Raw genomic sequence first — 19115 nt, 5'->3', positions numbered from 1 at the left:
ACTCAGTATCCTGATTTGGTGTCTCAGAATCCCGCCCCGAAAATCTCCGCAGAGGTCATAGCCAACCTCACCATCTTGGTGCTCTCCGCGATGGTGATGATCCTGAATGAAACCGCGCTTTCGGTGGCGTTGCCCACCATCATGGCGGATTTCTCCATCCCCGCGACCTCCGCGCAGTGGCTGCTGACCGGCTTCTTGCTCACCATGGGTGTGGTCATTCCCACCACCGGGTTCCTGATGGATAAATTCACCACCCGGCAGATTTTTGGCGCCTCCACCGGCGTCTTCCTGACGGGCACGGTGCTAGCGGCGCTCGCCCCGGCCTTCGGGTTGCTCCTTGCCGGCCGCGTGCTGCAGGCCGCCGGTACCGCGCTAATGATTCCTACCCTTATGACCGTGGCCATGACGCTTGTTCCACCACAGCGCCGCGGCACCATTATGGGCATTATCACCGTGGTCATCTCCGTGGCGCCGGCCCTAGGCCCCACCGTCGGCGGGTTCATTTTGAGCATGGCGACCTGGCACGTCATCTTCTGGACCATGGTCCCGCTCATCGCCGCCATTAGCATCGCCGGCTACTTCCGCCTGGTCAACGTGGGTGAGCGCAAGGATACCCCGCTCGACATTCCGTCGGTATTCTTATCCGCCCTGGCCTTCGGCGGGCTCATTTATGGCCTATCGTCCATCGAAAAGATGGTGGAGGGCGGCTCGCTTGCCGATGCCCTCCTACTCCTCCTCGGCATCCTCGCCCTCATCACCTTTACCGTGCGCCAACTCCGGTTGGCCAAGGTAAACCGCGCACTATTGGACCTGCGCCCGTTCAAGGTCCGCAATTTCACCCTCGCGGTCATTGCCATGCTGCTCATGTTCGCCCTGCTGCTGGGCACGGTGAATATCCTGCCCATTTATCTGCAGACCTCGCTGGCGGTATCCTCGCTGGTCACCGGCCTCGTGGTCATGCCTGGCGGCCTCCTGCAGGGCGGGATTTCCCCGATTGTGGGGCGGATTTATGACGCCCTTGGACCCCGGCCCCTGCTGATTCCCGGCGCGGTCATGTTTTCTATCGGCATCTGGCTGATGACCCTGCTGACAGAAAATAGCGAGGTGTGGATGGTCATCGGCATGCATGTGCTGTTCGCCGTGGGCATCGCGCTCATGATGACCCCGCTGATGACGGTCTCGCTGTCCTCGCTTCCCGATGACCTCTACTCCCACGGCTCTGCCATCTTGAATACGCTGCAGCAGCTCGCCGGCGCGGCGGGTACCGCCTTCCTCGTGGCCTTTTTGACCAGCGGCACCAAATCCGGCCAGGCCGAGGGGATGAGCGAGGCCGCCGCTACCGCCCAAGGCGCGCACTGGGCCTTCCTTTTCGCCGGAGTGCTCTCGCTTTTCGTGCTCGTGCTAGCGCCGCTGCTCAAGCGCGTGCCCGCCGCCGACTAGCGCCGTGACGTTGTACGGCGCCCGACGCGCCGGGCGGAGTAACCCGGGCGGACTAGCTCTGCGCGGGGTAGCCCTGACAGCCCGCCTGTGCTCCTCCGGCGCCTACTGCGCGCACAGCGGCAGCTTTAGCCGCGCAGCTTCGGCATCATTGCCCCACACCATGAAGATAGACTGGGTGCCTTCCACCGCCATAACGTAGGTCTGCGGATCCGTTGAGGCCTCGTAGCTTTGGATGGTGCACCTATCGTTAGACAGCTCTACTGGGTCAGTGTTTGGGAGGACGGCATCGCGTTCTTCCACGCTGGGGTAGTAGGCGGCGGTGTAGTCGAAACCGTCTCCCGAGCAGGTGATCTTCGCTTCTTGTCCATCTTCTGGGGGACGGGAGGAACACTCTGCACCGAGCGCGCCGTCTTGGCCGCTGCGCGAGCCGATTAGGCTCGGATAAGCATCCGCCAAGTTCTTTTCCTTGTCATCCCAGCTGGGGTAGGACAGGAAATACCACAACGCGCCCGCGGCGGCCACCACGATGACGGCCAAAACAGAAATGAGCGCGATGAGCCCGCCCTTGCCCTTTTTCTTTGGCGGGGCCGCATTCATCGGCGGTACCGGCTGTTGCTGGTACTGCGGCTGGTATTGCTGTTGATACTGCGGCCCGGCCTGGTTCTGCGGTGGGAACTGCTGCTGCGGTTGTGGCGGGAACTGTTGTTGGGGCTCGGGCTCTTCGGGCTGCACCGGCGGGAATTGCGAGGTATCGAGATCCCGCTCGGGGCGCAGCACCGCCACGACCTCTTTAGCGCTCGAATAATCCTTGTCCGGCGTAAAGGAAGGACACGTGGCGGTAACGAGTTTTTGGAAGGCGCGGACCGCATCGGCGCCCGTCGCGCTCTCAGCAGCTTTCTCCGCGGTTTCCTGCGCTGTTTTCTCTGCAGACCTCTCCGCCGTTGTCTCGGCGGAGCTGGCACCGCTTGGGCCCGCGGCAGCGAGGACGGCGACGTCCTTATCCTTATCCACGAAAACGCGCTCAGCCTTGAGCCCATGGACGGCGAAATCCGCGTGGTTGCGGCTAATCAGGAAATCCACCGCGCCGGCCACGGGGGTGAGGATTTCTTGGGCGTGGGGTTTGGTGGGGGCATCGGCAAGCGCGGGCAAGGCAGTGCCCTTACAAGCCTTGCGAACCAGGAATTCCTGCCCATCTGCGGTGGTGCCAGAGCCTTCCAGGGCGGCGAGCGCGGGGTGGTGCAGGCCGTGCAGGGCGGTAGAGGCCTTGACGATGCCCTCTACCCCCGCAGCGAAGATCTCCACCGTAAGTTCCTCGTGGGTGGAGCCATCCTCCACGGCAAAAAGGGTGGAATTGGGCCCCTCATCCAGCACTGCCTTTTCATGCAGGTTGTGCTGGGAAGCAAAGAATTCGGGAAGGTGCGGCACGGCTGTTTTATTCCTTCGTATCTACGAGACGGCAGGGAGAATGTAGAAGATTCTAGGCTAAATAGAGCCTGTTCGCTACCGGCGTACACCTATGTGAGCTGCGAGTATGGGCGGTTTAGGGCGTTTATAGGGCAATGGGGACCAAAAAGAGGAAATCCTTTGGGTCGTGCGGCGTTACAGTGGGTACCACATTAGAAGCGAAAGTTTAGGGGAGTCATGTTCGAGAGGTTTACAGACCGTGCTCGTCGCGTCATCGTTTTGGCGCAAGAAGAAGCACGCATGCTTAACCACAACTACATCGGAACCGAGCACATCCTGCTCGGCCTTATCCACGAGGGAGAAGGTGTAGCTGCCAAGGCTCTAGAGTCCATGGGCATTTCCTTGGAGGACGTGCGCCGTGAGGTAGAGGAGATCATCGGCCAGGGCAGCCAGCCGCACACCGGCCACATTCCTTTTACCCCGCGCGCTAAGAAGGTCCTCGAGCTGTCCTTGCGCGAGGGCCTGCAGATGGGGCACAAGTACATTGGCACGGAGTTCCTCCTGCTCGGACTTATCCGTGAGGGCGACGGCGTTGCCGCACAGGTGCTGACGAAGCTCGGCGCTGATCTGCCGCGCGTGCGCCAGCAGGTTATCCAGCTGCTGTCCGGCTACGAGGGCGGCCAGCAAGAAGGCGGCGGCGACTCGAACCAGGCCCCAGGCCCCATCGGCGCGGGCGCAGGTCCCGGTGCCGGTGCCGGTGGGCGCGGTGGTTCCGGCGGCTCGGGCGAGCGCTCCAACTCGCTCGTGCTAGACCAGTTTGGCCGCAACCTCACCCAGGCAGCCAAGGACGGCAAGCTAGACCCCGTCGTGGGCCGCGAGTCCGAGGTTGAGCGCATCATGCAGGTGCTCTCGCGCCGCACCAAGAACAACCCAGTGCTCATCGGTGAGCCTGGCGTTGGTAAGACCGCAGTGGTTGAGGGCTTGGCGCTGGACATTGTTAACGGCAAGGTCCCAGAAACTCTCAAGGACAAGCAGCTGTACTCGCTTGACCTGGGTTCTTTGGTTGCCGGTTCCCGCTACCGCGGTGACTTTGAGGAACGCCTGAAGAAGGTTCTTAAGGAAATTAACCAGCGCGGCGACATCATCTTGTTCATCGATGAGATCCACACCCTCGTCGGTGCCGGTGCTGCCGAAGGTGCCATCGACGCCGCTTCGCTGCTAAAACCCAAGCTGGCCCGCGGCGAGCTGCAGACAATCGGTGCTACCACCCTGGATGAGTACCGCAAGCACATCGAAAAGGATGCCGCGCTGGAGCGTCGTTTCCAGCCGGTGCAGGTCGATGAACCTTCGCTGGATGACACCTTCCTCATCCTGAAGGGCCTGCGCGATAAGTACGAGGCGCACCACCGCGTGTCCTACACCGATGAGGCGCTGCACGCCGCCGCGCAGCTGGCGGACCGCTACATCAATGACCGCTTCTTGCCGGACAAGGCCGTCGACCTCCTCGATGAGGCCGGTGCCCGCATGCGCATTAAGCGCATGACCGCCCCGAAGGGCCTGCGCGAGGTCGATGACCGCATTGCCGAGGTTCGCCGGGAAAAGGAAGCGGCTATCGATGCCCAGGACTTCGAAAAGGCCGCCGGCCTGCGCGATGACGAGCGCAAGCTGGGCGAGGAGCGCTCCGAGAAGGAAAAGCAGTGGCGCTCCGGTGACCTGGAGGAAATCGCCGAGGTGGGCGAGGACCAAATCGCTGAGGTCCTGGCGCACTGGACCGGCATCCCCGTGCTGAAGCTGACGGAGAAGGAATCTTCCCGCCTGCTCAACATGGAAGAGGAGCTGCACAAGCGCATCATTGGCCAGGACGAGGCGGTCAAGTCCGTCTCCCGCGCCATCCGCCGCACCCGTGCAGGCCTGAAGGATCCACGCCGTCCTTCCGGTTCCTTCATCTTCGCCGGCCCGTCCGGTGTGGGTAAGACTGAGCTGTCGAAGTCGCTGGCTAACTTCCTCTTCGGTTCGGATGATGACCTCATCCAGATCGATATGGGTGAGTTCCACGACCGCTTCACCGCTTCCCGCCTCTTCGGTGCTCCTCCGGGATACGTTGGCTACGAAGAGGGCGGCCAGCTGACCGAGAAGGTTCGCCGCAAGCCGTTCTCCGTGGTGCTTTTTGATGAGATCGAAAAGGCCCACAAGGAGATCTACAACACCTTGCTGCAGGTGCTGGAAGACGGCCGGCTTACCGATGGCCAGGGTCGCGTCGTCGACTTCAAGAACACCGTCCTCATCTTCACCTCGAACCTGGGTACCCAGGACATCTCGAAGCCGGTGGGCTTGGGCTTTACCGGCGCTAGCGAGAACGATTCGGACGCCCAGTACGAGCGCATGAAGGCGAAGGTTAACGACGAGCTGAAGAAGCACTTCCGCCCCGAGTTCCTGAACCGTATCGATGACGTCGTGGTCTTCCACCAGCTCACCCGCGAGCAGATCGTGCAGATGGTTAACCTGCTCATTGACCGCGTGGGTACCCAGCTGGAGGAGCGCGATATGGGCATCGAGCTCACCGATAAGGCCCAGAACCTCCTGGCCCAGCGCGGCTTCGATCCGGTGCTTGGTGCCCGCCCGTTGCGTCGCACCATTCAGCGCGATATCGAGGACCAGCTCTCGGAGAAGATCCTCTTCGGCGAGATTGGCGCCGGCGAGATCATCTCGGTCGACGTCGAAGGCTGGGACGGCGAGTCCAAGGACGACTCCGGCGCTACCTTCACCTTCACCCCGCGCCCGAAGCCGCTGCCGGATGACATCGATGAGCCCTCGCTTGCCGATGCCTCCGTGCGCGACAACAACCCCTCCGACGAGGCCGCCGACGGTTCCGCTTCGGATAATTCCGACTCCGATTCCGATGGCGACAACGGCGACGGTAACGGCGGCCCAGAGGGCGACGATCCGAAGGATGGTGGCCCGAAGGACGGCGGTTCCGGTTCCAGCAATGATGGCATCGACACCAACGGCGAGCCAGATGTCATTTCCCCGGACGTGCCTTCGGAAAAGCCGGGGCTCGGCAACTCCGACGACGATGGCAAGAACCCGCCACCGGCAGGCGCTGGCCAGCCGATGTAACTAATCGGCTAAGCCCCGCCCCCGTGCGGGCCTGCATAAACCACCCACGGTTCCATCGCGAACCCTGGGTGGTTTTCGTATGCGCCCACCCATGGTCAGCTTGCTCACCAGCCGGGGCGGGCGAATGCCTCTGTCCAGCGGTATGGCGGTACAGCGGCCCGCTGGTTCTGTGGCGCAGCGTCGTGCACGGGGGTATTGCTAGAATGACCGGTTATGGGACTTCAATATCGTTCGCGCAAAAAGACCGGCAAGAATAGCTGGATTAACATCTCCGGATCCGGTGCCTCCATGTCCACGAAGATTGGGCCGGTGACCTTTAATTCCCGCGGCGGCATGTGGGTCAACCTCCCGGGCGGACTCAACTTCCGCGGTCGCTGGCGTTAGCGAGTCGCTGCGCCTAAACGCTGGCAGGCCCGGCGGCCAGTTAGTCCGGCAGATGGAAGAGGCCGGCGGGGTTTTGCTCGGCGAGGCCATCGTCAAGCAGCGAAGCCAGCGCGCGGGAACGCTGCGCGGCATCGGGCCAGACTACGTCGATCGCGGACTGCGGCACTGGGTGATCGGCGGCGCGCAGCACGTCTAGGATTTTGCCGCGCACCTGCCTATCGGTCCCGGCAAATTTCTGTACGCGCTTTTTGGCGCGCGTTTGTTCCGCGGCGGAAGGTTCGGGGCATCCGGCGAGCTGCCAGGCGCAGGTCGCGCGCAGGGGGCAGCGCTTACAATCGGGATTTTTCGCAGTACACACCAGCGCGCCGAGCTCCATGAGCGCGGCGGAAAAACGCGGCCCATTGCGCTCGGGCAACAGCGCGGCCACAGCGGCGAGCTCGCGCTTGGAGGGCGACGGAGCGAGGAAATTCCCGTCTTCGGCGCGGGCATAGACACGGCGCACGTTGGTATCGACCACCGGCACGTTCTGGCCAAAGTGAAAGCACGCCACGGCGCGGGCGGTATAGTCGCCAATTCCAGGCAGCGCCAGCAGCTCATCCACGTCCGCCGGAACCTCGTCCATTACCCCCGCGCACTCCCAGAGCCGCAGCGCGCGCCGCGGGTAGCCGAGCTTGCCCCACGCGCGCAACACCTCGGCGCGGGAGGCTTGGGCGAAGTCCGCGGGGGTGGGCCAGCGCCGCATCCACTCCTCCCACACGGGGGCGACGCGCGCGACGGGGGTTTGCTGGCTCATGACCTCGGAAAGCAGCACTCCCCAGGCGGAGGTACCGGGGCGCCGCCAGGGTAAATCGCGTTCATTGGCGTCAAACCAGGAAAGAAGTGCGTGCGTATCCATCTCGCAGGACAGTCTAGGGCATTAAAATATACTTCATGCCATTAAGTAACGTTGCCCATAATCCGCAGGCCGTCTGGGAGGCCCTCCAGGCCGGAAACCAGCGCGTCATCGACGGCACCATCATGGATCTCAACAAGATTTATGAGCGCGACGGGCTCACCAAAGGCCAGGATCCCCGCGTGGTGGTCCTGGCCTGCTCCGATTCCCGCGCGCCCATCGAGCACATATTCAATATCGGCTTTGGCGATGCCTTCGTCATCCGCACCGCCGGCCACATACTCGACGCCTCCGTGCTGGCTTCCTTGGATTATGCGCTCGACCACCTGCACCCCAACCTGCTGGTGGTCTTGGGTCACCAGTCCTGCGGTGCGGTGGCGGCCGCGGTGGATTTTGTGCGCGGCGGCGAGCTGCCCATCGGCCTGCAGCGGCCCATCATCGAGAAGGTCGCGACGTCCGCGTGGACTGCGGGGCCAGACGCCACGCTTGCCGATGTCGAGCGCCAACACACCCTCCAAACCGTCACCCAGGTCGTGGCCAGCATCCCCAACGTGCGCAAGCAGCTTGACGATGGCTCCTTCGGCATCGTCGGCGCCCGCTACCTCCTCGAGGACTCGCGCGTTGAGCCGTTGCACTCTTACGGCGTTGAGTTGACACGCGGAGCGCGCTTAGCGGATCCAGGCGCGTCTACCACTTAAAATTGAGTGCGTGAACCAGAATAAGCCCCTTCCAGAAGAGATCTATAAGCGCCGCCGGGTTGCCGCGCTTATTATCGTGATCGTCCTGGCCGTGGTGCTGATCTGGGCGGCGGTGGCCGCCTTCGGCGGCGATAGCGACGATTCCGTTGCCGCGTCCTCAGAGACTTCGGCGGCAACCACGTCCGCAGAAACCACCAGCGAATCCTCCACCACGTCCGCGGATTCGACGAGCGAATCCGAATCTGAATCCGAGTCTGCCTCGGAGTCCGAGGCGGAGGAAGTCAAGGATGGGGCATCGGAAAGCAAGGAGCCCGAGGAATCCGTGCACGCCGCGAAGGATACCTGCTCGCTTGAGGACTTGGAGGTGCGCACCTCCATGCTCAACTACTCCGTGCCGGACGGCGAGCTGCCGAAGTTCTTTATGACCGTGACCAACCCCACCGCCGCGGATTGCACGATCGATCTAGATGAGAACTCGCTGCGCTTCGAGGTCTACAAGATGGCCGATAACCAGCGCGTGTGGTCCGATACCGATTGCTACGCCTCCGTACAGACCGGAGAGCAGACCTTCCCTGCGGGCAAGGAGCTGAAATTCGAGGCCGAATGGTCCCGCCAGGCGTCCGAACCGGGCAAGTGCACCGACCGCCCGACCGCCGAGCCGGGTGCTTACTTCGCCCACACGGTCATTGGCGATAATTCCTCCCCGCCGCAGGACTTCACCCTCCGCTAAGCGCGCGGCCTCCTTACAGTCGGCCGCGCGGAAGCAGCTCGGGCAGAACCAGCTCGGGCGGAAATAGCCCGTGCGGGAGCAGGTCGCGTGGAAGCAGTCCGCGCAGAGCCAGCCCGGGCGGAAGCAGGTCGCGCGGGAGCAGACCGCACGGAAGTTCGCGCCGCTGGAGCACCCGGCTCCTCGTCACCAGCCGGGCTAGAACCGGCCGGGTTAGAACCGGCCAGCGGTTACGGTTGGTCTACGGCTGGACCGCGGCGAGGGCCTCGCCAAGCGTTGCAACTTGGCGCACCTGCATGCCGTCCACGGGGTTGATTTCCCCGCGCGGGACAATCGCCCGCTTGTATCCCAGCCGCGCCGCCTCCTGCAGGCGCCGCTCAACATTGGGCACCGGCCGCAGCTCGCCTGCCAGGCCCACCTCGCCGATGACCACGGTCTTCGCAGGCAGCGGCTGCTCGTGCAGCGAGGACCACGTGGCCAGCGCCACCGCGAGGTCGGTTGCGGTTTCGGTAATCCGCATGCCGCCCACCGTGGCTACATACGCATCCTTATCGTTTGTGCGCTGTCCGGCGCGCGCCTGCAATACGGCCAGCACCATGGGCACGCGGTGGGCATCGAGTCCGGTGACCACGCGCCGCGGATTCTTCGCCACGGGGTCCACGGTCAGCGCTTGGACCTCGGCGAGGATGGGCCGCACACCGTCCATGGCGACGGTCACCGCGGAGCCATCCGGCGTCGTGCCCCGGTGGGAAAGGAAGAGCCCCGACGGGTCCGCGACCTCCCTAATACCCCCGGCGGTTTGCTCGAAACAGCCCACCTCGTCGGTCGCGCCGAAGCGATTTTTCATCCCGCGCAGCATGCGCAAGCTGGACTGGCGGTCGCCCTCGAAGTTTAAGACGACATCGACAAGATGCTCCAAAACCCGCGGTCCCGCCACGTTTCCGTCCTTGGTCACGTGCCCCACCAGCAGCACGGGGATGCCGGTGGATTTCGCCAGCGACGTCAGCGCCGCGGTCACGGCGCGCGATTGCGCGACGCCGCCGGGCACGCCTTCCACCCCCACTGCATGCATGGTCTGCACGGAGTCCACGATGATGAGGCCGGGCTTGACGGCATCGACGTGCCCAAAGACGGCGTCCAGGTTGGATTCGGCCGCGAGGTACAGCGATTCCTGCAGCGCCCCGGTGCGCTCGGCGCGGGCGCGGACCTGGCCGGCGGATTCCTCGGCGGTGGCGTAGAGGACGGTGCGGCCGAGCTGCGCCCACCGGGAGGCGACCTCGAGAAGCAGCGTGGATTTGCCCACGCCGGGCTCGCCGGCCATGAGTACCACCGAGCCCGGCACGATGCCGGAGCCCAGCACGCGGTCGAGCTCGCCGATGCCCGTGCGCACCGTCTTCGTCGCCTGCGCGCCCACCTGCGTGATGGGCTGCACCGGGCTCGCAGGTGCCACGCTCGCATGCCCCCCGCTTGCCGATGCCCCCGCCACCACCGGCGCCTTTTCCTCCATCGTGCCCCACGAACCGCAATCCGGGCAGCGCCCGAGCCACTTGGGGGAGACATAACCGCATTCGGAGCAGGTGTGGATGGGGCGAGATTTTTTGGCCATGGTGTAGAGCCTAGAACGTGGCGGCAAAAACGACGAACGCGCCCGTACTCCGCAAAGTAGGGCGCGCGTGCGGTGGCTATTAGTGGTGCGAGTTACCGGTGTTCGCGTCGGTGGTGTAGCCCTCTGGGGATTCCACGTCGCGGTCGTACTTACCGGACTCCATCTGGGAGGCGGCGACGGTGGCATCGACCTCGATAGAGCCGTTGGAGAACTCGAAGGTAACCGGGCGGTGGCCGGCGTATCCAAAGTCATCGTTATCCAGGTGGGTGGCTACGTACTGCACGGTCTCGGAATCGTGATCCGGGGTTGCGTCCAGGTTCTTCTGGGAGTCCGCCACGATGGAGTGATCGCGCTTAAGCGGCTGGGTCTGCTTCATCTCGACGGTCTGGCCATCGACCTTCACGGACTTCAAAGTGATGACATCGGTTTCATAGCCCTGGTTGACGGCGTTGAACTTCAGCGCGGCGCCACCGTCAGGCTCTGTCAGGATGGTGACATCGCGGACGGCAATCTTATCGTCATCGGTGCTGGCAGAAGCACCATCAACCGCAGCTACCTTCTCTGCGGTCTGGGCGATGTGGCCTGCCGAGCAAGAAGCCAGCGCCAAAGCGGAGACGGCGGTAACGGAAATAATGGCACCGCGGCGGGCGGCGGACTTCAGGGACTGCACGTTGAGCATCCTCCATCAATTGCGATCTCAGGACTTATCAAATCTTTAGCCTAGTCCCTTTCGATCTAAAGTACACAGTTTCTCGCTAACCTAGCGGGTAGTCCGTGGGGGTAATCGGGGGCATCCGGTGGTAGGCATGTCGCGCGTGATAAAATGGCGGCCTTAGTTATCGGCATATTCACGGGATTATAAGGAGTGGCAATGGAATATAAGGTCGGCGAGGTCGTCGTCTACCCGCACCACGGCGCGGCGGTCATCGAGGATATCGAAACCCGCGAAATGGGCGGCGAAGAGCTGGAATACCTCGTGCTGCACATTAACCAATCCGATCTCGTCGTCCGCGTGCCCAAGAAGAATGCGGATAACGTCGGCGTGCGCGATGTCGTGGGCAAGGAAGGCCTGGAAAAGGTCTTTTCCGTGCTGCGCGATGAGGACGTGGAAGAGGCTGGCAACTGGTCCCGCCGCTACAAGGCCAACCAGGAGCGCCTGGCTTCCGGCGATATCAACAAGGTCGCAGAGGTGGTGCGCGATCTGTGGCGCCGCGATCAGGACCGCGGCCTGTCCGCCGGCGAGAAGCGCATGCTGGGCAAGGCCCGCACCATCTTGGTGGGCGAGCTGGCGCTGGCGCAGCCGGTCGATGATAAAAAAGCCGATACCATGATGGAAGAAATCGACGCCACCATCGAGCGCCACCGCGCCGCAGGTCTAGTCGATGACCAGTCCATTACCACCGATATCGACAACGACATCGATCTCGATGACCTCTCCTTCGACGACGAAGACTAAACCCCGCGTTATCGCCTTAATCGCCGCGGCCGGGCAAGGCACCCGCCTCGGTGCGGAGGTGCCCAAGGCCTACGTCGAACTTCGTGGCCGCACCCTCTTGGAGCGATCCGTGCGCACCATGGCCCGCTCCGGCCTCGTGGACGAGGTCATCGCGGTGGTGAGCCCGGCCATGGAGGGGGAAGCTGGGGGCATCGTCAAGCGCGTGGGCGCAGATATCCCGGTGCGCCTGGTGCATGGGCGAGGCGAGCGCGCCGATTCGATTTGGGCCGGGCTGCAGGCCATTCCGGACGAGGATGCTGTGGTGCTCATCCACGATGCAGCCCGCGCGCTCACGCCCACCGCGATGGTCGAGCGCGTGGCGCGGCGCGTTCTTGCCGGCGCGCCCGCCGTCATCCCGGTGGTTCCCGTGACCGATACCATCAAGGAAGTCGACGGTAACGCCGTGGTCGGCACCCCCGATCGCGCCCGCCTGCGCGCCGTGCAGACCCCGCAGGGTTTCCGCCTCGCCGCGCTGCGCCAGGCCAACCTGGATTATTGGCGCGAGCAGCCGGATTTCACCGCCACGGACGATGCCAGCCTGATGGAATGGCACGGCCAGCGCGTGGAGACCGTGCCGGGCGATTTCCTCGCCTTCAAAATCACCACCCCCACGGACCTGACCCTGGCCCACGCCCTTGCAGAGGAGCAGCATGACTGAGCCCATCATTCCCCGCGTCGGCATCGCGACCGACGCCCACCAGATCGAAGCCGGCAAGCCCTGTTGGATTGCCGGGCTGCTTTTCGATGACACCCCCGGCTGCGAAGGCCACTCCGACGGCGACGTCGTAGCCCACGCGCTTGTCGATGCCCTCCTCTCCGCCTCCCACCTCGGCGATCTCGGCTCTTTCGTGGGGGTGGGCCGGCCCGAATACGACGGTGTGTCCGGCGCCCAGCTCCTGCGCGAGTGCCGTGAGCTGCTGGAAGCGGAAGGTTTTATCATCGGCAATGCCGCCGCCCAGCTCATTGGCCAGACGCCGAAGATGGGCCCGCGCCGCGAGGAAGCCGAGGCCGTGCTTTCGGAAATCCTCGGCGCTGATGTGTCCATTTCCGCCACCACGACCGACCATTTGGGCTTTACTGGCCGCAAAGAGGGCCGCGCGGCGGTGGCAACGGCCGTTGTCTGGCGGCGCCAACACTAACCCCGCGCACGGGTGATTTAGACTGGGGGCGTGAGTACTTTGCGCATTTTTGACACAGCCACCCGCAGCCAACGCGACTTCGAGCCGATCCGCCCCGGCCACGCCTCCATCTACTTGTGTGGCGCCACTCCGCAGGCGCAGCCGCATATCGGGCACCTGCGCTCCGGCGTGGCTTTCGATATCCTGCGCCGCTGGCTGCTCGCGCAAGGCTATGACGTCGCGCTCGTTCGCAATGTCACCGATATCGATGACAAGATCCTCACCAAGGCCGCCGAGAATAATCGCCCCTGGTGGGAGTGGGTGTCCACCTACGAGCGCGAGTTCACCAAGGCCTATAACCTGCTCGGCGTGCTCCCGCCGTCCGTGGAGCCGCGCGCGACGGGGTTTGTCACCCAGATGGTCGAGTACATGCAGCGGCTTATCGACGCCGGCTTTGCCTACCCCGTTCCCGCCCAAGACGCCGAGGCCACCCCGCAGACCGATGGCGCGGCCGGATCCGTGTACTTTGACGTCGAGGCCTGGACCAAGGCGGAGGGATCCGACTACGGTGCGCTGTCTGGCAACCGCGTCGAGGAGATGGAACAGGGCGAGTCAGACAACGCGGGCAAGCGCAGCCCGCTCGACTTTGCCCTGTGGAAGGCCGCCAAGCCGGGCGAGCCGAGCTGGCCCACCCCGTGGGGTCGCGGCCGCCCGGGCTGGCACCTCGAGTGCTCCGCCATGTCGACGTACTACCTGGGCTCCAATTTCGATATCCACTGCGGCGGTTTGGACCTGCAATTCCCGCACCACGAAAACGAGATCGCGCAATCGCACGCGGCAGGCGATAAGTTCGCCAATTACTGGATGCACAACCACTGGGTGACCATGGCCGGCGAGAAGATGTCGAAATCGCTCGGCAACGTGCTTTCCATCTCGAACATGCTGGAGCTCGTGCGCCCGGTGGAGCTGCGCTACTACCTGGGTTCTGCGCATTACCGCTCCGTGCTGGAATACTCCGAATCCGCCCTGACGGAGGCGGCGGCGGGCTACCGGCGTATTGAGGGCTTCGTCAAGCGCTTTGCAGGCGTCGAACGTGGCGACTGGACGCCGGACTTTGAGGACGCCATGAACGATGATATCGCCGTGCCGAAGGCTTTGGCCGCTATCCACACCACCGTGCGCGCGGGCAATAAGGACCTGGCCGCCGGGGACGAGGACGCCGCCCGCGCGAAGGCCGCTCAGGTGCGCGGGATGGCGCACGTACTTGGATTTGACCCGCTGGAGTGGGAAGATGGAGGCGAAGCTAGCGGAGCAGACGCGGCGCTCGATGCGCTGGTCCAGGCAGAACTGGAACGGCGCACGCAGGCCCGCGCGGAAAAAGACTTCGCTACTGCCGATGCCGTGCGTGACCGCCTCACCGCCGCCGGCATCACCATTACCGATACCCCAGACGGCCCCACGTGGTCGTTGACCCAGCGCTAGACAGCTTTCCGCTGTTATTTTCGCTGGTTATTGAACGGTTTCCTCGAAAGGACTGAAACGATGGCACGAACCCATGGCCGCGGTGGCGCGGGCATCCGCAAGACGAATAAGAAGGGCGCTACCAAAGGCTCCGGCGGGCAGCGTCGCAAGGGCCTAGAAGGCAAGGGACCCACCCCGAAGGCCGAGGACCGCGTCTACCACGCCAAGCACAAGGCGAAGCTGGAGCGCGAGCGCCGCAACTCTGGGCGCCACCAGAAAGAAACCGCAGAGATGGTGGTGGGCCGCAACCCGGTCATCGAGTGTTTGCACGCCAAGGTGCCGGCCACCACGCTCTACATCGCTGCCGGAACGCGCAACGATAAGCGGCTTTCTGAGGCCGTGTCCATGTGCAATACCCGCAATATCCCCATCATCGAGGTCCAGCGCCACGAGATGGACCGCATGACGGGAAATGGCATGCACCAGGGCATCGGCTTGCAGATACCGCCATATAAGTACGCAGCGGTGGAGGATTTGATTGCCAACGCCGCCGAGAACCCGCGCCCCGGCATGTTCGTCATCCTGGATAACATCACCGACCCGCGCAACCTGGGCGCCGTCATCCGTTCCGTGGCCGCTTTCGGCGGCGATGGCGTGATCATTCCAGAGCGCCGTTCGGCTTCTGTCACCGCGGTGGCGTGGCGCACCTCGGCTGGCACCGCTGCCCGTTTGCCGGTCGCCCGCGCAACGAATATCACCCGCACCGTAAAGGAATTCCAGAAAAACGGCTACCAGGTCGTCGGTCTCGATGCCGGTGGCGATCACACGCTGGATACCTATGAAGGCGGCACGGATCCCGTCGTCATCGTCATCGGCTCCGAGGGCAAGGGCATTTCGCGTTTGGTCAGCGAGACCTGCGACGTCCTCATGTCCATCCCCATGACCGGGTGGGTTGAGTCCCTCAACGCCTCCGTCGCTGCGGGTTCGGTGCTATCCGAGTTCGCACGCCAACGCCGCGCCGCCGAAAAATAACCCATTTCCGCTGCGCCAGCTCGCCGCGACGGATAAGCGCCATCCACGTTCGGTGCTGGCAAAGTCGAGCGCACAGAATCGCCTCCTCAGCCGCCGGTGCGGTTGTCGGCGCAGCTAGTGTCAAAGGCGCGCTGGGTCTTTGCGAGGCACAACCTTCTCAGTGCGAATCGTTGTGGCACACAACAATTTAACCATTATCTGCCCAGGGTGGCAGCCACCGGATGGTTCCGTCGACCCGGGCTAAGTGCCCGCGCAGGGGCGGGGCATTGGGATCATCGTCGTTCACGCCATTGTGGTACGGACAGGCGATGGTCAAGTTTCCCGGGTTAGTTTCGCCGCCATTTTTCCAGGCATTGAGGTGGTGAACCTGGCATTCATCGGCGGGGTAGCGGCACTCCGGCCACGGGCAGACCGGGTTTTCGGCCGCTGCCATCAGGCGTTGCTTTGCAGAAGCAAAGCGCGAGGTGCGGTAGAGGTTGACCGGACCTTCCACTGGGTGGATGAGCGTGACGTAGCCGTGCTCAGTAAATACCCGTCGCACCAGCTCGGCGCCGGTCATCGTGGCGCCATTGGTCAGCTGGACCACGATATCGCCCTGGGAGTCGGCGCTATGGGCAGAGCCAGGACCAGAGTCAGCGCTGACGTTGGAGTTTGAACCAGCAGTGGAGCCGGAGCCGAAATCGACGATGCGATCGAGCTCGTCGAGGCGAAGCACGACATTGGTCGTCACGCTGGGGCGGGCGGCGGCCTCGCCGTGGAAGATATTCTGCACAGAAGCAAGCGGGGCATCTTTATTAATCGCGGCGTGCATATCGGCGATATCGGCGGACGGGCCGGTAATGGACATGGTCCAGGGGCCGTCGGCGCGGCGATAAATCTTCACGCCGGGCTGGCGCTTGACGGGCCCCTTGAGCTCCTTGACGCGGGCGCGGCCCCGCTTATCAATATCCGAGACCTTCCCCTTCATCCCACACAATTCGCGCCGCAGCGCCCAGGCATCGCGCTTCTTCTTCAGCTTGGCGGCGTGGCGCTCGATGGTGAGCAGGGCCGTCAGGCTGTGCCCGTTGGCGCGGCTGGCGGCGATGGATTCGCGCTGCTGGCGGCGGAAGGCGGTGGTGCCGAAGTAGGTCTCGGCAAGCGTGAGCAGTCGGGTGGCGGTGGTATCGGGGCACCCGGCCGCAATCAGCGCGTGCAGCGAGAGGCCGTGGCAGTCGGCGATGATATCCATGCCGGGTGCCAGGCCCTTGAGAAATGTCTGCAGCGTGTTCATGCCCCAGAGACTAAGAAGCCCCGCAAGCCCGCGCTAGCCGATGCCCCACCTCCCTGTGGACAACTACCCTTAAGCGTCACCTAAGCCGAAAAATTCGCGGACTTTATCCACAGCATTGAAGGAATCCGTATTTGGTCCTATGCTCGCCGGCGTTTCTTTGCTAGAGGGAATCACGTGCCCGAGGCCCTCCATGGTCCAGAGCTCCACGGGGTAGTCGCCGTCGTAGTAGGTGGAGGTTATCCCGGGTATGGGCTGGGTTTCGCGGGGCGGGCGGCAGCCATTGGCCAGCGCGAAGTGCTCCGCGGTGGCGGGGGCAGAAAGCACGCACCCGTGGGTTTGCTGCCCATCGATGCCGGCAAGCCCGCCATCATAGGGCGCAATCAGATCTTCGGTGCCGTGGATAAACAGCAGCGGGGTAGGCCGGTAGTCATCGGGGTGGGTGGGCGCGTGGTTGGAACCTTCGCCCAGCGTGGAGGCGAAGACGCAGGCGCCGGTGAGGGTGAAGGGGGCATCGTAAAGCAGGCGCAGCACCATCTGCCCGCCATTGGAATAGCCCGCGGCGAAGGTGCGCGCGGTGGAGTACTCGCGCTGCATAGTCTCGATGAGGAAAGTGCTAAAGGCAACGTCATCCACCCCGAGCTCGCGGGCGCGGACCGGCAGGTTGGCGCGGGTGTCGTTGAAGTGGTGGTCGATGCCGTCGGGGTAGACGATGAGGGTATTGGTGGCATCGGCAAGCGCGTCCACCGTGCCGTTGGTAAAGCGGCGGATGACGTTGGCGGATTGGTGGGAGCCGTGGAAAAACAGCAGCAAGTCCGGCTGGGGACCGAGGTTCTCGGGCTCGATGACGATGAAGCGGCGGGTGTGGCCAGCCACATCCGCGGTGCGGCGATGAATATGCATGCCCGCCGAGTTTAGTCGGCGTGGTGGGCCTCTGCGGCGGCGCGGTTATCGGCGTGGAAATGCTTGGCCGCGACCTCATCGCGGATGGCGCGCTTGCCTTGCCGCCAGCCGATGAACCGGCACACCAGGTAGATCACAAAGGAAATGGTGGTCACGAAGACGGAAACCGGCAGGCCGGGGGCGAGGGAGAGGATGAAACCGCCCACGGCGGAGACCTCGGCGAAGATGGTGGACCACAGTACCGCGCGCAGGGGCGAGGAGGTGATTTGTACCGCCGCCGCGCCGGGGGTGATAAGCAGCGCCATGACGAGCAGCGAGCCGACGATTTGCACCGACTGCGCCGCTGCGAGGCCGACGAGGACGGCGAAGGCGACGGAGATGGCGCGGGTGGGCACGCCGGCGGCGCGGGCCATATCAGGATCGGCGGAGGCAAAGAGCATGGGCCGCCAGAGGAAGCCGACGGCGGCCACGATAATGACCGTGGTGGCGGCCAGCAGCCACACCGAGGCGGAGGAAACGCCGACGATTTGGCCGGTCAAAAGCGTCATCGCGGTATTGGAATTGCCGGGGTAGAGGTGCAAGAACAGCACCGAGAGGCCCAGGCCAAAGCTCATGACCACGCCGATGGCGCTGTCTTGCTGGCCCTTAAAGCCCAGCATGGCCAGGATGATAGCGGCGACGATGGCGCCAGCGACCGCGCCGAAGCCCAGGTTGAGGCCGAAGAGGAGTGCCGCGGAGGCACCCATAAGCGCCAGCTCAGAGGTGGCGTGGACGGAAAAAGACATCTGGCGCAGCACGATGAGCGAGGTCATCACGCCAGACAGGATGCCCAGCAGCGCGGAGGCGATGAGCGAGGACTGCACGAAGTCCACGCTGAGCAGGTATTGGGTATCTTCCCAGTAATTAGACAACGATGAGCCTCCCGTCGACGCTTAAGACATTGACCTTGGAACCGTAGAGCTCCGAGAGGACCTCGGAGCGCATGACCTCATCGACCGGGCCGAAGGTGTGGCCATTGGGCGCGATGTAGAGGACCTTATCCGTCACCCCGAGCACGGGGTTGATGCCGTGGGTGACAAAGACGATGGAGGTACCGCGCTCGCGGCGCAGCGAGTTCAGCTTGTTAACCGTGGCATTTTGCCGGGCGGGGTCGAGGGAGAGGAGGGGCTCATCGGCAAGAATAAGGTCCGGGTCATTGGCCAGGGCTTGGGCCTGGCGGATGAGTTGTTGCTGGCCGCCGGATAGCAGGCCGACGCGCCGGTCCCGCAGCCCCGTGGCACCCACCTCTTCCAACAGCTCGTCCACCTGTCCACGGGGGGTGTTCCTATATAGTTTGTCAATCTCGCGGGTGGGGTGGACGGGGGCGGATCCCTAACTCGGGATTTTTAGGTGTGTTGTTTTTGCGCGTGGCTGGTAGCCGACTGGGATTTTTCCCAGTCGGCTTGTTTCGTTGTTAGGGGTTAGGCTGCTGCGGCTTCCTTTGCTGGGGCGGGATCGCGGTAATACTCGTGGTTGCGCATCATGGCGTAGAGGACGTTGATTCGTCTGCGGGCGAGTGCTACGACCGCAGC

17 protein-coding genes and 1 pseudogene are annotated in these 19115 nt (G+C 63.8%); 10 read left to right on the top strand and 8 right to left on the bottom strand.

Features of this window, described 5'->3' with window-relative positions; genetic code table 11:
* Positions 1 to 18: 18 nt before the first annotated feature.
* The gene (locus tag ABRP93_RS04545; protein WP_349887054.1) at positions 19 to 1440 is read left to right on the top strand and encodes an MDR family MFS transporter; all 1422 of its coding nucleotides are present in this window, start codon (positions 19 to 21) and stop codon (positions 1438 to 1440) included.
* Positions 1441 to 1542: 102 nt separating this feature from the next.
* Here the strand turns inward: ABRP93_RS04545 and ABRP93_RS04540 are convergent, their stop codons facing one another.
* Positions 1543 to 2865 (bottom strand): serine/threonine protein kinase, encoded by a 1323-nt coding sequence (locus ABRP93_RS04540; RefSeq protein ID WP_349887053.1) that lies wholly within the window; start codon positions 2863 to 2865, stop codon positions 1543 to 1545.
* 216 nt (positions 2866 to 3081) lie between these two features.
* On the opposite strand from ABRP93_RS04540, the gene ABRP93_RS04535 reads away from it, so the two are divergent.
* On the top strand, positions 3082 to 5961 hold the full coding sequence (locus ABRP93_RS04535; RefSeq protein ID WP_239268416.1) for an ATP-dependent Clp protease ATP-binding subunit: 2880 nt from the start codon (positions 3082 to 3084) through the stop codon (positions 5959 to 5961).
* A gap of 213 nt (positions 5962 to 6174) precedes the next feature.
* Positions 6175 to 6345, top strand: a complete 171-nt coding sequence (locus ABRP93_RS04530) for a DUF4236 domain-containing protein (RefSeq protein WP_081443674.1) — start codon at positions 6175 to 6177, stop codon at positions 6343 to 6345.
* A gap of 40 nt (positions 6346 to 6385) precedes the next feature.
* Here ABRP93_RS04530 and ABRP93_RS04525 read toward each other — a convergent pair whose 3' ends face one another.
* On the bottom strand, positions 6386 to 7240 hold the full coding sequence (locus ABRP93_RS04525) for an HhH-GPD family protein (protein WP_239268414.1): 855 nt from the start codon (positions 7238 to 7240) through the stop codon (positions 6386 to 6388).
* A gap of 35 nt (positions 7241 to 7275) precedes the next feature.
* On the opposite strand from ABRP93_RS04525, the gene ABRP93_RS04520 reads away from it, so the two are divergent.
* A complete protein-coding gene (locus tag ABRP93_RS04520; RefSeq protein WP_239268412.1) occupies positions 7276 to 7935 on the top strand; it encodes a carbonic anhydrase in 660 nt (219 codons plus the stop codon).
* A 10-nt stretch (positions 7936 to 7945) separates the two neighbouring features.
* Positions 7946 to 8665 (top strand): hypothetical protein, encoded by a 720-nt coding sequence (locus ABRP93_RS04515; RefSeq protein ID WP_349887052.1) that lies wholly within the window; start codon positions 7946 to 7948, stop codon positions 8663 to 8665.
* A gap of 238 nt (positions 8666 to 8903) precedes the next feature.
* Here ABRP93_RS04515 and radA read toward each other — a convergent pair whose 3' ends face one another.
* Both radA and ABRP93_RS04505 read right to left on the bottom strand, forming a co-directional pair.
* Entirely contained in the window at positions 8904 to 10268 is a 1365-nt protein-coding gene (gene radA, locus ABRP93_RS04510) for a DNA repair protein RadA (RefSeq protein ID WP_349887050.1), read from the bottom strand.
* Between the two features lie 79 nt (positions 10269 to 10347).
* Positions 10348 to 10947 carry a hypothetical protein gene (locus ABRP93_RS04505; RefSeq protein ID WP_239268405.1) on the bottom strand — a complete coding sequence of 200 codons (600 nt, stop codon included), beginning with the start codon at positions 10945 to 10947 and terminating at the stop codon, positions 10348 to 10350.
* A 192-nt stretch (positions 10948 to 11139) separates the two neighbouring features.
* Between ABRP93_RS04505 and ABRP93_RS04500 the strand changes: the two genes are divergently transcribed.
* The 5 genes from ABRP93_RS04500 to rlmB are packed head-to-tail and all read left to right on the top strand — an operon-like array spanning position 11140 to position 15374.
* Positions 11140 to 11724 (top strand): CarD family transcriptional regulator, encoded by a 585-nt coding sequence (locus ABRP93_RS04500; protein WP_005279544.1) that lies wholly within the window; start codon positions 11140 to 11142, stop codon positions 11722 to 11724.
* Positions 11696 to 12421 (top strand): 2-C-methyl-D-erythritol 4-phosphate cytidylyltransferase, encoded by a 726-nt coding sequence (gene ispD / locus ABRP93_RS04495; RefSeq protein WP_349853248.1) that lies wholly within the window; start codon positions 11696 to 11698, stop codon positions 12419 to 12421. The genes ABRP93_RS04500 and ispD overlap by 29 nt, the downstream gene beginning before the upstream one ends.
* Complete coding sequence (ispF, locus tag ABRP93_RS04490) at positions 12414 to 12902, top strand: 2-C-methyl-D-erythritol 2,4-cyclodiphosphate synthase (protein WP_023023902.1); 489 nt, start codon at positions 12414 to 12416, stop codon at positions 12900 to 12902. Before ispD ends, ispF begins: the two co-directional genes overlap by 8 nt.
* A 30-nt stretch (positions 12903 to 12932) precedes the next feature.
* The gene (cysS, locus tag ABRP93_RS04485; protein WP_023023900.1) at positions 12933 to 14363 is read left to right on the top strand and encodes a cysteine--tRNA ligase; all 1431 of its coding nucleotides are present in this window, start codon (positions 12933 to 12935) and stop codon (positions 14361 to 14363) included.
* Positions 14364 to 14423: 60 nt separating this feature from the next.
* Positions 14424 to 15374 carry a 23S rRNA (guanosine(2251)-2'-O)-methyltransferase RlmB gene (gene rlmB / locus ABRP93_RS04480; RefSeq protein ID WP_237792359.1) on the top strand — a complete coding sequence of 317 codons (951 nt, stop codon included), beginning with the start codon at positions 14424 to 14426 and terminating at the stop codon, positions 15372 to 15374.
* A gap of 187 nt (positions 15375 to 15561) precedes the next feature.
* Here the strand turns inward: rlmB and ABRP93_RS04475 are convergent, their stop codons facing one another.
* The 4 genes and pseudogenes from ABRP93_RS04475 to ABRP93_RS04460 form a co-directional block, all read right to left on the bottom strand.
* A complete protein-coding gene (locus ABRP93_RS04475; RefSeq protein ID WP_349887049.1) occupies positions 15562 to 16644 on the bottom strand; it encodes an HNH endonuclease signature motif containing protein in 1083 nt (360 codons plus the stop codon).
* 69 nt (positions 16645 to 16713) lie between these two features.
* Positions 16714 to 17544: a CE1 family esterase gene (locus ABRP93_RS04470; RefSeq protein ID WP_239268399.1), complete on the bottom strand. Its 831-nt coding sequence runs from the start codon at positions 17542 to 17544 to the stop codon at positions 16714 to 16716.
* An 11-nt stretch (positions 17545 to 17555) separates the two neighbouring features.
* Positions 17556 to 18455, bottom strand: a complete 900-nt coding sequence (locus ABRP93_RS04465; protein ID WP_349819786.1) for a metal ABC transporter permease — start codon at positions 18453 to 18455, stop codon at positions 17556 to 17558.
* Positions 18448 to 18870: pseudogene (locus tag ABRP93_RS04460) on the bottom strand (ATP-binding cassette domain-containing protein); the annotation flags it as partial. The gene ABRP93_RS04465 and the pseudogene ABRP93_RS04460, both read right to left, overlap by 8 nt.
* Positions 18871 to 19115: the final 245 nt, after the last annotated feature.

The sequence above is a fragment of the Corynebacterium sp. KPL2850 genome (assembly GCF_040225855.1).
In the GTDB taxonomy this organism is placed as follows: Bacteria; Actinomycetota; Actinomycetes; order Mycobacteriales; family Mycobacteriaceae; genus Corynebacterium.
This window is presented reverse-complemented; position numbering and strand designations above follow the sequence as displayed.